Source organism: Photobacterium profundum, assembly GCF_003026285.1.
Lineage (GTDB): Bacteria > Pseudomonadota > Gammaproteobacteria > Enterobacterales > Vibrionaceae > Photobacterium > Photobacterium profundum.
Genome location: NZ_PYOD01000002.1, coordinates 56,182 through 70,107, shown reverse-complemented (window position 1 = coordinate 70,107; position 13,926 = coordinate 56,182). Strand labels below are relative to the sequence as shown.

The 13,926-nt window shown below is 39.3% G+C and carries 14 protein-coding genes; 11 read left to right on the top strand and 3 right to left on the bottom strand.

Annotated elements, in window-relative coordinates; genetic code table 11:
• The first annotated feature begins 382 nt into the window (after positions 1-382).
• The 8 genes from astB to C9J48_RS05165 all read left to right on the top strand — a co-directional run bounded on the left by astB (position 383) and on the right by C9J48_RS05165 (position 9,083).
• A complete protein-coding gene (gene astB / locus C9J48_RS05200; protein WP_006229299.1) occupies positions 383-1,717 on the top strand; it encodes an N-succinylarginine dihydrolase in 1,335 nt (444 codons plus the stop codon).
• Between the two features lie 219 nt (positions 1,718-1,936).
• Positions 1,937-2,794 carry a winged helix-turn-helix domain-containing protein gene (locus C9J48_RS05195; protein ID WP_006229300.1) on the top strand — a complete coding sequence of 286 codons (858 nt, stop codon included), beginning with the start codon at positions 1,937-1,939 and terminating at the stop codon, positions 2,792-2,794.
• Positions 2,788-3,294: a hypothetical protein gene (locus tag C9J48_RS05190; RefSeq protein ID WP_006229301.1), complete on the top strand. Its 507-nt coding sequence runs from the start codon at positions 2,788-2,790 to the stop codon at positions 3,292-3,294. The genes C9J48_RS05195 and C9J48_RS05190 overlap by 7 nt, the downstream gene beginning before the upstream one ends.
• Before the next feature lie 479 nt (positions 3,295-3,773).
• Complete coding sequence (locus C9J48_RS05185) at positions 3,774-4,331, top strand: fimbrial protein (protein ID WP_006229302.1); 558 nt, start codon at positions 3,774-3,776, stop codon at positions 4,329-4,331.
• Between the two features lie 47 nt (positions 4,332-4,378).
• Positions 4,379-4,948 carry a fimbrial protein gene (locus C9J48_RS05180; protein ID WP_006229303.1) on the top strand — a complete coding sequence of 190 codons (570 nt, stop codon included), beginning with the start codon at positions 4,379-4,381 and terminating at the stop codon, positions 4,946-4,948.
• Between the two features lie 11 nt (positions 4,949-4,959).
• Entirely contained in the window at positions 4,960-7,362 is a 2,403-nt protein-coding gene (locus C9J48_RS05175) for a fimbria/pilus outer membrane usher protein (RefSeq protein ID WP_006229304.1), read from the top strand.
• Positions 7,363-7,366: 4 nt separating this feature from the next.
• The gene (locus C9J48_RS05170; RefSeq protein ID WP_081450077.1) at positions 7,367-8,053 is read left to right on the top strand and encodes a fimbrial biogenesis chaperone; all 687 of its coding nucleotides are present in this window, start codon (positions 7,367-7,369) and stop codon (positions 8,051-8,053) included.
• Between the two features lie 4 nt (positions 8,054-8,057).
• Positions 8,058-9,083, top strand: a complete 1,026-nt coding sequence (locus tag C9J48_RS05165; protein WP_006229306.1) for a fimbrial protein — start codon at positions 8,058-8,060, stop codon at positions 9,081-9,083.
• A 146-nt stretch (positions 9,084-9,229) separates the two neighbouring features.
• On the opposite strand, the gene C9J48_RS05160 is transcribed toward C9J48_RS05165, so the two are convergent.
• A complete protein-coding gene (locus C9J48_RS05160; RefSeq protein WP_006229307.1) occupies positions 9,230-9,469 on the bottom strand; it encodes a fimbrial protein in 240 nt (79 codons plus the stop codon).
• A 443-nt stretch (positions 9,470-9,912) separates the two neighbouring features.
• Between C9J48_RS05160 and C9J48_RS05155 the strand changes: the two genes are divergently transcribed.
• Complete coding sequence (locus C9J48_RS05155) at positions 9,913-10,290, top strand: hypothetical protein (RefSeq protein WP_006229308.1); 378 nt, start codon at positions 9,913-9,915, stop codon at positions 10,288-10,290.
• A 71-nt stretch (positions 10,291-10,361) separates the two neighbouring features.
• Complete coding sequence (locus C9J48_RS05150) at positions 10,362-11,774, top strand: LruC domain-containing protein (protein ID WP_242610797.1); 1,413 nt, start codon at positions 10,362-10,364, stop codon at positions 11,772-11,774.
• Between the two features lie 92 nt (positions 11,775-11,866).
• Here the strand turns inward: C9J48_RS05150 and C9J48_RS28330 are convergent, their stop codons facing one another.
• On the bottom strand, positions 11,867-12,442 hold the full coding sequence (locus C9J48_RS28330) for a type II secretion system protein (protein WP_006229310.1): 576 nt from the start codon (positions 12,440-12,442) through the stop codon (positions 11,867-11,869).
• Between the two features lie 287 nt (positions 12,443-12,729).
• On the opposite strand from C9J48_RS28330, the gene C9J48_RS05140 reads away from it, so the two are divergent.
• Positions 12,730-13,383, top strand: coding sequence for a MarC family protein (locus tag C9J48_RS05140; RefSeq protein ID WP_006229311.1), 654 nt, complete (start codon positions 12,730-12,732; stop codon positions 13,381-13,383).
• A 70-nt stretch (positions 13,384-13,453) separates the two neighbouring features.
• Here the strand turns inward: C9J48_RS05140 and gloA2 are convergent, their stop codons facing one another.
• Positions 13,454-13,837 carry an SMU1112c/YaeR family gloxylase I-like metalloprotein gene (gene gloA2 / locus C9J48_RS05135; protein WP_006229312.1) on the bottom strand — a complete coding sequence of 128 codons (384 nt, stop codon included), beginning with the start codon at positions 13,835-13,837 and terminating at the stop codon, positions 13,454-13,456.
• Positions 13,838-13,926 lie beyond the last annotated feature (89 nt).

Genomic DNA, 13,926 nt, shown 5'->3' with positions numbered 1-13,926 from the left:
TCCAACACGCATAATGAAAAAAAGCCAACCAATTGACGGTTGGCTTTTTTAGGTTTAACTATCAGATAAATGTGGGTAATTATGTGATTTCGCGAGTGCTTACCAGATAAGTCATGTCACCTGATTGATTTGTGACCAGTACGCATGCGTCGATAAATCTTTTAATAATAGGGAGCTTAACCTCAGATATAAGCCCGTATTGTCATTCGGGAATAAAACAAAGCAGCATTCCTTGTTTCCTGCTGAATAAACATGCTAATTGCTAGTAGGTCACCTACTACTATAGATCCAACTAGTAATTTGTTTGGTACTTGTCATAAATGTAAATACTTTGTTATGTTGTGTGCTATGTTTTTAGCGGTAATCAGAACATGGAATGTATATGAAAGCACGTGAAGCGAATTTTGATGGGTTGGTAGGTCCTACACATAACTACAGTGGCTTATCTTTCGGTAATGTCGCATCTGAAAAGAATCAGGCGAATCAATCCAACCCTAAGCAAGCTGCCAAGCAAGGGTTAGCGAAAATGAAAGCACTGGCTGATATGGGCTTAGTGCAGGGCATTTTAGCGCCTCAAGAGCGTCCAGATGTTCACACACTACGTCGACTTGGTTTTATGGGTAGTGATGCGAATGTTATTGAACAAGCTGCTAAGCAAGCGCCTAAAGTGTTGGCTGCATGTTGTTCGGCTTCAAGTATGTGGACGGCGAATGCGGCAACAGTGTCTCCTTCAGCTGATACCGCTGATGGTAAAGTACATTTCACCCCCGCTAATCTAACAAATAAATTTCATCGCTCGATTGAACATGAGACAACAGGACGAATCCTTCAGGCAACCTTTGCTGATAAAAAACACTTTTCTCATCATCCTGCGTTACCTGCTGTAGAGCACTTTGGTGATGAAGGCGCTGCAAACCATACCCGTTTTTGTCATCAATATGATGAGCAAGGTGTCGAGTTTTTTGTTTATGGTCGTCATGCTTTTGATAGCCGATACCCAGCCCCGAAAAAATATCCAGCTCGTCATACTTTTGAGGCATGTGAAGCAGTGGCGCGTCTTCATCAATTAAATGGTGATAAAGTTGTGATAGCGCAGCAAAACCCAGACGTTATTGATCAAGGTGTGTTTCATAATGACGTTATTGCAGTGGGCAACAAGAACGTTCTATTCTGCCATGAACAAGCTTTTTTGAATCAACAAGATGTGTATAACGAGTTAACCGCCAAAGTTGGAGGAAACTTTAAAGTTATAGAGGTTCCAACTAGTGCAGTAACCATTGAAGATGCTGTGACTAGCTACTTGTTTAACTCTCAATTACTTGAAATGCCAAATGGTGAAACAGTATTAGTCTTGCCTGAAGAATGCCGAAATAATGAGCGAGTTTGGGCGCACGTACAAACGATTATTAATGCTAAGCAAGGCATTGATAAAGTACAAATATTTGACCTAAAGCAAAGTATGGCAAATGGCGGTGGTCCGGCATGCTTACGTTTACGTGTTGTTCTGAATGAACAAGAACTTCAAGCCGTCAATCAGTCTACGTTTATGAACGATATACTGTTCAATCGTTTAAATTCGTGGGTAGATAGCCATTATCGTGACACGATGACTGATGCTGACCTTGCTGATCCACAGCTAGTGGTTGAATCTCGTGCTGCACTTGATGAGCTAACTCAAATCTTAGATTTAGGCTCTGTTTACGCGTTCCAACGATAATCATTTGGATTGACTGATTAATTATTAAGAAGCAGAAAGAATCACCTTTCTGCTTTTTTTATGCTCTATGGCAATAAATAAAATGAAAGGCGACTAAATTCAGTGTTTATAACTACCTCATTTCAAATGTTTCCCATAAACTTGGGTATAAACGCAACACCGTTTCTATTCGGTATGTGCTTACTTGGCTACATGCTTTTGTAAACTGAGTGGATATAAATGCAAATACAATTTTTCTGCTGGCAGTTTAATGCCACCAAAAATACCCTTGTCCATAACGGTGGATCAAGTGGCGAGATTAAGACATTCAGTTTAAGCCCTAAAGAGGCAGATGTACTGTCTTACCTGATTGATAACGCATCGAAACTTGTGACGAAAGATGCACTTGTTGAACATGTTTGGGAAGAGCAAGAGCTTAACGAACAATCCATTTTGAATGTAATGTCTAAGCTCCGCTCTATTTTTAGACAGTTTGATGAAGGGGAGTTGATTAAAACAATTCGTAAAAAAGGCTATGTTTTTGAAGTCAGCCCTGAAGATGTACAATATATACGGATAGAGCTGGCGAAAGAAAATCCCGTTTTATCTGAGTCTGAAATAGCAGAAGCCCCTCAGCCAGTTTATCAGTATTTATTCAGTCGCTACCTATGGAGCGTACTATTCATACTCACCATTATTTTCTTAGTAATTGGTGGATATTATCAGTATTTATCTAAAAATAATGACTATGATGCTTATGAGATAAATCAAAAAGATATTATTTACATAAATAATCCGGATGGTGAGTTTGTAAAAGTTATCTTTTCATCTCGTGGAGGTAGTTTAACAAAACGACAATATAAAGACGTGATCGATAAGTTTTCTCAGTATTACCATGCTGTTCAAACACTTCCACCAGAAAGTATTACCTATAAAACAGTGTATGTTGATGTGTTTCACATACATAAAACATTTTTTGCTTCAATTAACGATCTTAATGATACCTATATTATTGTTCGAATATTTAATAAAGATGGCTCGCTTGCCGATGCATTGAGTAAAATAGAAAGTATGCGAGGGCGAGGATTACTATGGTAGTTAATAATAAATACAAAGTACTTATTGGCGTCAGCTTTGTTCTGTCAATATTATTCGCTATATTCTCTATGGTTAATCACAATAAAAATCCGATTGAAAATACAGCCTGGTATACGAGTAAAGCGCGTATACCGTATGGGGATGATTGGAGTGATGAGTTTGTAAGTAATATTGAGAATAGAAAGTACCAATTTAAGAAGAATACAGGTACCTGCGATGTAGATATAACATACAAAATGTTTGATGGAAGCACTAAAACTTTCGAGTTGTATTGTAAGTTTGATTATCAGGTAAAAGAAAACCGTATTTATTTTTCAAATTTGGACTATTCGATAGAAAGAGATGATGGATATTGGCATTTGCGTAGCGAAATGAAGTTTTTTAATAATGCAAGCTATAGTCAAGAAATGTTCTTAGATGAAACGAACAAGTACTTATTATTGACCAACCCCATGGTTTTTGACAAAGCACAGTTATACAAACGATTAGACAGACATTAAATTAAAAAAGCAGCCATATGGCTGCTTTTTTAATACCCTAATAATTGATATTTACCCTGATATATTGATTTTTTGTTTGTTAAAACTATTCCCTATGTAAAAGGTGGCATCATGTTGTCTATAAAATAACACGCTTATTTATCCTACCTCTAAATGGTTGCTTGTGGTTTTGTTCGATTGGGTTTGATTTTTGAGTGATATAACTTATTGATTGGTATGTTGTTTTGTTTTTCTTTTTATGTTGTTTTATCTTTTTTATATCAATTTTCATGTTCGTTATACTGTCGTTAGGTGGCGGTGAGCTGTTAGTGAATAAAGGGTTTTCTGGCAATTTAATTATGTTTTCTTTTCAGTTGATGATGGCTACTTCAATTGGTAACTTTCCTGTCAGATATTTGACATGCTCTTCAGTAATACGGCGATTTACGTTGGTTATAAAAAAGAAGAGCTTTTAGAAGTGCCAATTAATAGGGTTTAAAATGAATAAGAAAGTATTGTCAGCTGCTGCTCTTTTAGTAATGTCTGTAACAAATGTAGCGCATGCAGAGTCAGTAACCGCGGGTAACGGTCAGCGCGGTACGGTGAACTTTACGGGGGCAATTACAGCGCAAACATGTGATACCGGTATTATTGTTGATGGTAATGATGTGGCTTTTGTTGAGCTTCCAGTAATTACAACTAGTGACTTTGGTACTGGTGCCTCTGAATCAACTGAAACGCCTGTTGCATTTGGTATTGCGCCTTTAAATCCTGATGATTGCCCTGCAACGACAGCGGCATTAAGCCTAACGGGTCAAACCGTAACGGGATTCAGTGATGTACTTACGTCTGATGAAATAGCAACAACGAATGTAGGTGTGCAAGTATTGTTTAATGATAAAACACCATTATTAAATAAAGGGTATGTTGATGCTGGTACTAATTTCGATAAAGTAACTAAAGCAGTAAATTTATCTGCGAATTACTTTAAAACGGCTGAAGAAGCAAAAGCCGGTCTTGTTACATCTGTTGCAAGTTACCAAATCGCTTACCTTTAACCTTTATATTGGAAATGCCCAGAGTATTCTCTCTGGGCTCCTTTTTTATGAAAATAGTATTTATTTCTAGCTTGCTAACAAGCTTATTATTTAGTGCCTTTACGGAAGCTGCTATTGATGAAAAGCCAATTTATATAAAAGGAGCATTAGGAACAATTACCTGTGACACCGTTATATTTGTAAATGGTGAAGAAAAAGAGATTATCAATTTAGGTGTTATTTCAATTAATGATTTCACAAAAGAATCAAATATTCATGGCACGCCGGGCAGCATAGTTCCGGGACCTGCGAATGTCGATTACACCGCATTCAGTTTGGCCCCCATTAATGCAGCTGATTGCCCAGCAACAACTGCACAAATTAGTTTAAAGGCTCGAAATGTTGAGCACTTCCCTAATGTGATTCAGTCGGATGCGACTGACGAGACAAAAGTGGGTGTAGAAGTCTTGATGAATGATGGTACTCGCGTTCTGAATCAGTCGTGGGTAGCGGCAGATACGAATTTTGACGCCACAACAAAAGCCATTACGTTGAAAGCCAATTTTTATGCGACGACACCGACAGTGACAGCTGGAAAGGTTGAGGCAACAGCTGTTTATCAAATCCTGTATTTATGATGAGAGGTACAATGGTTCGTAAAATTATACCTTTGCTGTTGCTCGCACCGATTGCAGCTCAAGCGAGCGAATTTAATACTGATTTCCTACAAGGTGATGCGAAAACGCAGACGGAGATATCAAAGCTGCTGAATGCGTATGGTGAACTACCTTTGGGCAACCAGAGTTACAGGGTGTACGTTAATAAACGCTATATTGGCTATCAGAATTTTAATGTTGCCCCAAACAGTGATGGGCAACCGAGTTTGTGTTTATCCGTAGATATCCTGCAAAACTTGGGGATAAACTTGACCCAAGAAGCAAAGTTGTCGCTATTGAATGTGACATGCGAAAACACCTTATCTGATCTGGGTGCACAGGTTGACTACAACGCGAACGAATTGACACTTCATATCTTTGTGCCTGACGCCAATTTAATGAATCGTGAAGATTTGGAATTTAACCAGCGCCAGTTGGATAAAGGTATTACTGCAGGTTTTGTGAATTACTCAGTTTCTGCTCGTTATAACAATCGAAATAGTGATGATGAGTTTGCAATGCCACTGACGGCAGAAATTGGAGCTAACTATCATGATGTGCGTTTTCGCGCGAATGTAGCATCTTCTGATGTGACGGATGATGATTTTGTTCGCCAACAAGCGTATGTCGCAAAACCGCTACCAAGCGCTTTAAGCGAAGCAGTTGTGGGGGAATCCATCACTCAAGGTTATTTGGTAGATTCAATTCCCTTTACCGGTGTTTCGTTACGTTCAGATCGTGAAATGTTACCGCGTTATAAGCAAGACTATACGCCTGTTATTCGTGGCGCGGCAGAAACGAATTCAACGGTGAATATTTACCAAGGTGAGTATCTGCTATACACCAAGGAAGTTGCAGCGGGCAATTTTTCGATTACTGACCTTCCATATTTAAGTAACAACCAAGTTGACCTTGAAATCATTGGCGAAGACGGTCAATCAAAGCGTTATAACTATACGATTACGCAATTGCCAATGCTGTTAACAGAAGATACCTACCGATATGAACTAACTGTGGGTAAGTATCGCGACAGTAAAAATAAGATGTTGAATAGCTTCTTATATGGTGAATATGGTTACGGTTTTGATCAAATTACTTTGATGGGTGCAGTGACTATCTCCGATCCGTATTACGGTATGGCAACGGGGGGGGGGGTCACCATGGGTGAATTGGGTGCTGTCAGCATGGACTACAGTTATTCCAACACTTTAATGGATGATGATTACCATTCAGGGCACAGTCTCCGCTTGTTGTATGCAAAAGAGCTGTCGAGTTCGATGGATCTACAGTTGGCAGGTTATCGTTTCTCATCAGAGAATTTCCGTACCTTTTCTGAGGCGGTAAGCAGTGATTATGATCGTGAAACCGGCGAGCCAAGTTATAACACTGATGTCGATCTTTCCCGCAGTAAAAGTCGTATTGACGCTAATTTAAATTTTGATGTGGCTGATTCTAGTGTGTATGTGAATTTAGCCCATGAAACATACTGGAATAAAAGCAATGCGAGTACATCTTACTCGGTGGGGTACAGCAGCTCGATTGGTCGTGTGAATTACACTCTTTCAGGGGCGTATACCGATTACCAAACGGAAAATGATGACCATACCGTGATGCTGACCATGAGTGTACCAATTGATTACGGTAAGAGCGCCTCTAACGTGTACACCTCAGTAACATCAACATCTGACAGTACGTCATATGAGGTCGGGCAATCCGGCGTGGTGGATGAGTATTCTTATTCAGTAGGTGCATCGTGGAGCCCAGATACCGATGCCTATGCGAGAGCCTCTCTATCGGGTTCATTAGATAAGACGAATGTAAGTGTCAATGCAAGCGGCAATGGCAGCACGATCAGTGCCAGTGCAAGCGGTACTTTAGTAGGTTTTGACGGTGGCGTTATTGCGGGTGCTAAACGTTCAGATAGCTACATCATTGCCAAAGTCGGCGAACGTGAAGGCATCAAAGTTAACGGTCAAGAAACCAATAAAAATGGCTATGCGCTGGTGTCCAATATTCAGCCTTATGAAACCAATGAGCTGAGTCTAAATGCGGCGTCTATGCCAACAGATATTCAAACAGAGAAATCGATCATTGCGACAATGCCAGAACGTGGCGTAATCAGTTATGTCGATTTCAACGCGAGCAGGGTGATTCGCGTAGTAACACAAATGATGGACGCCAAGGGAACGTACTTGCCGTTGGGTACTATTGTGTCAACCAAAGATAAACAATCGGTGATTGGGGTTGATGGCAGTGTAATGGTTGAACTCAGCGCCACCGAACAAAGTAAGTTCCCGCTCGATATCGCATACAGCACCCCGACGTGCCAAGGCGTGATTACGATTAATCAACCCAGTACTCAAATTATGAATACTGGTACAACAAAGTGTGAATAATACAATGAATAGATTAGTAATAATGGCTGTTTTCTTAATGAGCTCAGTTCTGTTGGTCTCAAATGCGCAAGCGGCCTTTACCCTAAATGCTACCCGTGTGGTGTATACCGAAGGTACTAAAGGCGCAAATCTTGTCATTAAAAATAATAATGAAAAAAAATATGGTGGACAGGTATGGCTAGAATCGGAAGCCGATGCAATTCCAGATAATAGCTTTGTGATTTCCCCATCGCTATTTACGCTAGCAAGCAGCAGTAAGCAAAATTTGCGCATTATGCAGACGTCTGCAAATCTACCGATAGACAGAGAAGCGCTATTTTGGTTATACGTGCAAGAGCTGCCACCAGCATTGGAAGAAGCAAATCAATTACAGTTTGCGATGCGTACCAAAATCAAGTTAATTGCACGACCAGCTAACTTAGTTGAAGCACGTGAAGGTGCTGAATCGCAGTTAACGGTTATGGTTGTGGGTAATACATTGAAGATCAACAACCCAACACCGTATTTCTTTGCTATTAGTTCACTGATGAAAGGAAAAACTGAATTTAAAGATAAAGCCTTATCTGTTGTACAGCCTAAGAAAGCATTTCAAATTGCGAATAATATGGAATTTGTCCGAGGTGATACTGTAAAAGTTACGTATGTAGATGACTTTGGCGCGTATAAACAACAGACACTGAGTGTGAAGTAAGGCGATGAACATAATCAAACTTTTATATGTTTTATTCATATTTGGCAGTTGTAATGTGTTTGCTTTGAAGTTGCATGAGTGTGGACCAATCAATGGTACAACAGTCTACAACCTGAAATATGAAGATGGTGTCGATGATTCTGTCAATCAACCGGGTGGTATTGTTAAAAATTTCTTCACGTTTGGTTCTAACGCAGATCGTGTGCCGAGAAAGTGCCGCTGTGTTTCGGACGATCGCAGTGCACGAGATGATATTACGTGGTATACCACTACGTATTTTACAGCGACATCTCCGCTTTCAAAATATACCAGCGCTAACATACAGTATTTTGATTTGAATGAGTCGCTATCAATAGCCTCGTATTATTTTATTGGTACAATAAATAAGTATTATACGGTTCCATTTAACGATAAGAAAAACACTTACGATGAGCGCTGTGTTGAAGGATGGATGAATAATCCGAGTGCAAATACGGGTGCAAAAGGTAAGATCGATCTGCGTTTTAAGAAAACGGTAATTGGTGCAACCCACTTTAATGGGAAGGTAAGTAGCTTATATGCATCATTGAAGAAGAATGTGAGCTCAACGACGCCTATTGCAGAAACGTACCTTGATATTACTGTTAAAACTCCAGCCTTGTGTACTATTCGTGAAGGTTCAAACATCAGTGTTGACCTTGGTACTGTCGCGAGTGCCGAGATGAACAAAGGCGCAGTACCAAATGGTTATACTAAAAGGGATGTTAACCTAACCTTTGATTGTAATTTCGATGGCAGTTTGGACCTTACATTAATGGGTAAAGCTTCAACACTGACAGAATTTTATGCTTCATCTAATAGTGAAGTGGGTATTGCGATTGAACGTAGCGGAAAATTGATTAAGCCAAATCAGAGTGGCAATCAAGTGCCTCTAGACTCTCACCGTGTCGGTCACTTTGATGCGAAGGCGTATCCCGTAAAAACAATTTCGGGCTCACCTATGCCTGGAGATTATTCGGGGTCTGTGAACGTATTTGTCGACGTTTTATGATGGTTTGTTGTGCTATGCAGTAAAATGTAAGTGATAAAAGATAGGATCAAAAAAAGGGCGATTACTGTATCAGTAATTTTGCCCTTTTTTGTTAAGTTGCACTGTAATGATAATATGTTGAGAAACAGCGTTACTTTCAATATCAGTTATAGATGTGTCACAACCAGATTAGTAAAACCACTGTGAAGAACCACTTCTTCCACGCTGATATCTTTTTTAACTTCCATTTTTGTATTTGTTACCTGAATGCAAGATTGAGATTTAGCATCGACCTGACATGTAGGCTCTGTAATCATACCTCTGAAACGAATCTCTCCTGAAGACGCTTCAACCATTGATGCAAATGGGATGAGAAAGAATGCACAAGCTTGAATAATCATTTTCATAATAGCTCTCCTCCGTTGACTATCCCTTGATACTACAGGGTTCTCTATTTATTGGTGTCAGATTTTATAAAATATGTGATCAATAAAATACTTTTTTGTATTCATTCTTCATAAAGATATTCTGTGAGCTTAGAGCTGTAAAAACGAAGGTCATAAAACGCTCTAACTGCCAAAGTACTGACCGAAAATGAGGGGCGGAAATTATTACTGACGTAAGTGTGAAGCTTATTATTATAAAGACTATTTACTTTTTCTTATTATTAAGTCACTGCTTTTTCTAGTTTATGCATGTATTAATGATATGTTGAAGAATGCTTTGCAATTTGAAATTAACAATAATTAAGGCTAGTGTGTTTTTTTAATTCTATGTAATTTAAGTGTTTTTTTTTGGCATGCTATGTGGATAGTCCCCTTCCAAATATCAAAAAAAAGAGTAAAGGATAATGCGCTACTTTTATATTTTAGTTATTGCATCTTTTATAGTCGGATGTGGAGGAGGTGACGATAACAATAATACGAATATGGCTGAAGAACTAACTAGTTCATTACTGAGTGAGCAATTTGCCCCAGATAATGCTCAATTTTCTAATTTCGAAAATAAGCCGTTTAGTGTAGATCCTCAATCATTTAATTTCGAGGGAAATAATGTATATCTGAAAGTTTACGACACGGATGGAAACGTCTTTTATTTGGGAAGAATAAATAAAGATGCCCTTTTCTCTATTGAATTAGTCTTACCAAATAGTGACTCTATCGTTGCTTATGACATTTTTACTGATTCTGCTAATGATCTGTCTATAAGTGGAGATTTTGTATTATGAGATTAATACTGTTAACTACTCTGATATTGTTACTAACTGTTCCCACTCATACACTTGCTGAAAGTGTTTCGGTGAAATTGAAAGACACGATTAAACAAGGTAGCGGAACGATTGATGTGTTTCGAGCACAAACACAAAATAAGAACCCTACGGCGGTAGAATTAGAAGCTTTTCGTGTCAATAATGGTGGGAAACTAGTGTTTGCTGTTGATGTTAATGAAGCTGCAAACGGAACAGAAAAAGCCTCGAGCCAAGGGGTCGCGGTAGAAAGCGCTTCTATTACGGTAGTCAGTGGAGGAGTTACAACTACGTTCTCTGATTTTTCAACGCCGACGCGGTCTATGTTAGCTAAAACGGGAACTACCGAACGAACGGGGTATTACACTATTATAGGTGAAACTGGTTCTTCAAGAGTGACACCGAATGCTAACAGTGATGTTAATGGCTCTTCATTTGATGAAGTGTTAATTATAACCGTCGGTCAAGATTTAAGTTTGGCTACGGCTGTTACGTTAAATGTCACATTATTAGATACCAATATTTCATTGGGGGATCCAGAAGCGTTCTATGATTTTTCTGGGGGCTTTGAAGATGTGGCATTAATCAGTGATGAAGATAATGCCGTTTTAACTGGGCTCGGAGCGGGGCAGGCAGAAGCGCCATTGGTGATAACACAAGGGCAAGTATTGAACCCCATTGATGCGTGGGTGTATTACCCATCTTCAACAGAGTACTTTTTGGCTGCGTATGAAGATCTGTATCCAGTAAAAGGGGATTATGATTTCAATGATTTAGTCATAGGCTATCGTGTTGGTTTTGGTATGAATAATGGCCAAGTTACTTCTATGTTGATATATGGCTATATTATTGCGCGAGGCTCTAGCTATAACCATGATTGGTATCTTCACCTTGCGTACCCTGATGGCACAAGTGGTAGCGGTACACTTAATTTGTTTAAACCGGGCTCTACCGAACAAGAAGAAGGCTACCCGATAGCCATTACGCAACTGAATGATTTTGACCAGAAAATCTTAATTAGTTCGAAAACTCTAATGATACAAGTGGGATCTGAAATGGTGAACACCTTGACAGATAAAGCCTTAGTACAAGGACACAAGTTCAGTATTTCAATGGACTATGATGCCTTGATTGATGTATCTCAGCTTGATACCGCACCGTATGATCCTTATTTATATGTTAAAAATTCAGGGTATGAAATACATCTGCCGAACAAACCTGCTCGCTTAGGTATCTCCGTCAATAACAGTGAAACTGGAGCGGGATTTAAAGATAGTAGTGGATATCCGTTCGTTATTATCATTCCTGATGATTGGGAACCACCATTAGAGAATACCGATTTAGGAGAAGCTTATACCGATTTTCTTAATCATGTTGCCAGCTCTGACAATACGTTTTCATCGTGGTACTTGGCACCACAAGGTAGCAAGGTGAAAGGGATAGGACGGGGGCATTGGAAGTGGTAACCGATTAAATATCTCTTTCTGGGATAATAACGACTGAGCAAAGCTTACCATTATTCAGTGCTAAGCTTTGCTTGCGTTAAAAGTTAACCTCGCTAACACCCATCTGTTAAGGTTGAAACTTCACGAAAGGTTATTTCCTCACCGTTTTCACTGAAAATATAATACGCCAAGCAGTTGTCTTTAACCGTTCTACCGCGCGGAAAGAAGAACATGCCCCAGCCAGTTTTTCCTGTTAGCACATTAGAGGCAGGAGTTTGGTCGACCACACAGAATGTCCCTTCATTACAAGGCGTGGTGAGTGAATCTGGTTGGTAATAGCCATTACCTTGATAATGAATATCGCTGTTCATTAGTGAGGCGAGGTTTTTGTCCCATATTTCCTGTGGTGTTCCAAAGTAGGTATTAATGAGTGTTCCACCAGCATCTACTTTTACATTTCTTTGGTGCTCGACACCTTGCACTATAGCGAAGTAATTAACTTGTTCGACAACAGTATTAAAGCCTGCTGCAATCCCTTTCATTACTGCGGCTGATGCATCATGTTTAACACCTAAAAAACGCGGTAAGGCTGTTACAGCTAATATGCCTACTAAAATAATAGCGATCACAAGTTCGATCAGAGTAAAACCTGATTGAGCCGTTGGTAAATTTGTGTGTGCACTATTCAAAGTAACAATCCCTTTATTAGTAAATGTGCCATTTTTTCTTTTATGTATATCATTTATCAATACATTGTCGCAAAAGTGATACTCAAAAGAGTGACTTTAGCGACAATTGTTGTTGAATAAGAAAAATAGCCCGCGTTTTTTGTTTGTAGCTACTCGTATAGGGTGAAGTGCGTGCCATTACAATGAGCTGGTGGTATAAGTATTTAACGCGCAAAGAAAGTTTTTTAGTAAATATTAATATTCGCTTGTGTGAATTACATGAGTAAACAGCTGAGGAAGGAAGTGCTATGCACGATATTGTTACTGTTGCGGTTACCGTGTTTATGGGTTTTTTTGCGATGATGAACCCGATTGCCAATACGGCAGTTTTTGTGGGTATGACAGGAGATTTCACTCCACAGCAACGCCGACAAACGGCAATAAAAGCACTAGTCGCTGCGTTTTTTATTATTGCTGCATTTTGTCTTTTGGGTAAGGGCATTTTTGAGATATTCGGAATTACATTACCAGCCCTACGATTAGCTGGCGGTATTCTAGTTTTCTTAGTGGGATATCACATGCTGCAAGGTAGCAGTTCTAAATTACACACCAATGAACAGGCAACTCCTGACAAGGGCGAGAAAGTACAGCCAGCAGACATTGCCATTTCACCGCTCGCCTTACCGATTTTGGCTGGCCCCGGTACGATTGCTACAGCAATGAATTATTCTGCATCTGGCAGTATGCTGAACATTATTGTTACTATCGCTGCGTTTGCTATTTTGTGCCTTATTACATTCGTATGCTTTTTATATGGGCCTAAATTGGTCGATATGATTGGTGAAAACGGTATTAATATTACGACACGCTTGATGGGGTTGATCTTAACCGTCATAGGTATGCAAATGTTGATTCAAGGCGTGCATGATGCCTATTTGTTATTTAATGTCACTCCTAAATAGAACAGCTTGCTATTTTATATTTGAGTTTTAACGTCGATAAATACTGCCACATTACGTGGCAGTTTTAATTTTAAGCTTCGTATAATTCTAAAGGTAAGTTATCGGGATCGCTGAAGAATGTGTAGCGTCTTCCTGTATATTCATCGGTACGAATAGGTTCGACTTCCACGCCTGCGTTTTGTAAATGCAATGCGAAAGTGTCTATCGATTCGACGGTAAAAGCTAAATGACGTAACCCTCTAGCTTCAGGGTAGCTAGGTCGCGGAGGGTTGTTTGGAAAAGAAAACAATTCTACCTGATTGCCATTTGGTAATGCTAAATCCAGTTTGTAAGAATTACGTTCTGCTCGGTAATTTTCAGCAATCACTGTTAGCCCGAGAATAGCGGTATAAAATTGCTTAGATTTTTCATAATCTGAGCAAATAATTGCAGCATGATGAATACCTTGAAGCATTGTTTACCTTTCTAAGCCTGAATCAATGAGGAGCAAGCTTACCTTGTTTTGAGACCATTATTTTCAACAGCTATCAAAAATAGAAAAAT

What these genes read in the sequence shown, in the direction of transcription:
- C9J48_RS05195 (WP_006229300.1), top strand. Translation starts at nt 1,937, where the DNA reads ATGCAAATACAATTTTTCTGCTGGCAGTTTAATGCCACCAAAAATACC.
- C9J48_RS05190 (WP_006229301.1), top strand. Translation starts at nt 2,788, where the DNA reads ATGGTAGTTAATAATAAATACAAAGTACTTATTGGCGTCAGCTTTGTT.
- C9J48_RS05185 (WP_006229302.1), top strand. Translation starts at nt 3,774, where the DNA reads ATGAATAAGAAAGTATTGTCAGCTGCTGCTCTTTTAGTAATGTCTGTA.
- C9J48_RS05140 (WP_006229311.1), top strand. Translation starts at nt 12,730, where the DNA reads ATGCACGATATTGTTACTGTTGCGGTTACCGTGTTTATGGGTTTTTTT.
- C9J48_RS05175 (WP_006229304.1), top strand. Translation starts at nt 4,960, where the DNA reads ATGGTTCGTAAAATTATACCTTTGCTGTTGCTCGCACCGATTGCAGCT.
- C9J48_RS05170 (WP_081450077.1), top strand. Translation starts at nt 7,367, where the DNA reads ATGAATAGATTAGTAATAATGGCTGTTTTCTTAATGAGCTCAGTTCTG.
- C9J48_RS05180 (WP_006229303.1), top strand. Translation starts at nt 4,379, where the DNA reads ATGAAAATAGTATTTATTTCTAGCTTGCTAACAAGCTTATTATTTAGT.
- C9J48_RS05155 (WP_006229308.1), top strand. Translation starts at nt 9,913, where the DNA reads ATGCGCTACTTTTATATTTTAGTTATTGCATCTTTTATAGTCGGATGT.
- astB (WP_006229299.1), top strand. Translation starts at nt 383, where the DNA reads ATGAAAGCACGTGAAGCGAATTTTGATGGGTTGGTAGGTCCTACACAT.
- C9J48_RS05165 (WP_006229306.1), top strand. Translation starts at nt 8,058, where the DNA reads ATGAACATAATCAAACTTTTATATGTTTTATTCATATTTGGCAGTTGT.
- gloA2 (WP_006229312.1), bottom strand. Translation starts at nt 13,837, where the DNA reads ATGCTTCAAGGTATTCATCATGCTGCAATTATTTGCTCAGATTATGAA.
- C9J48_RS05160 (WP_006229307.1), bottom strand. Translation starts at nt 9,469, where the DNA reads ATGAAAATGATTATTCAAGCTTGTGCATTCTTTCTCATCCCATTTGCA.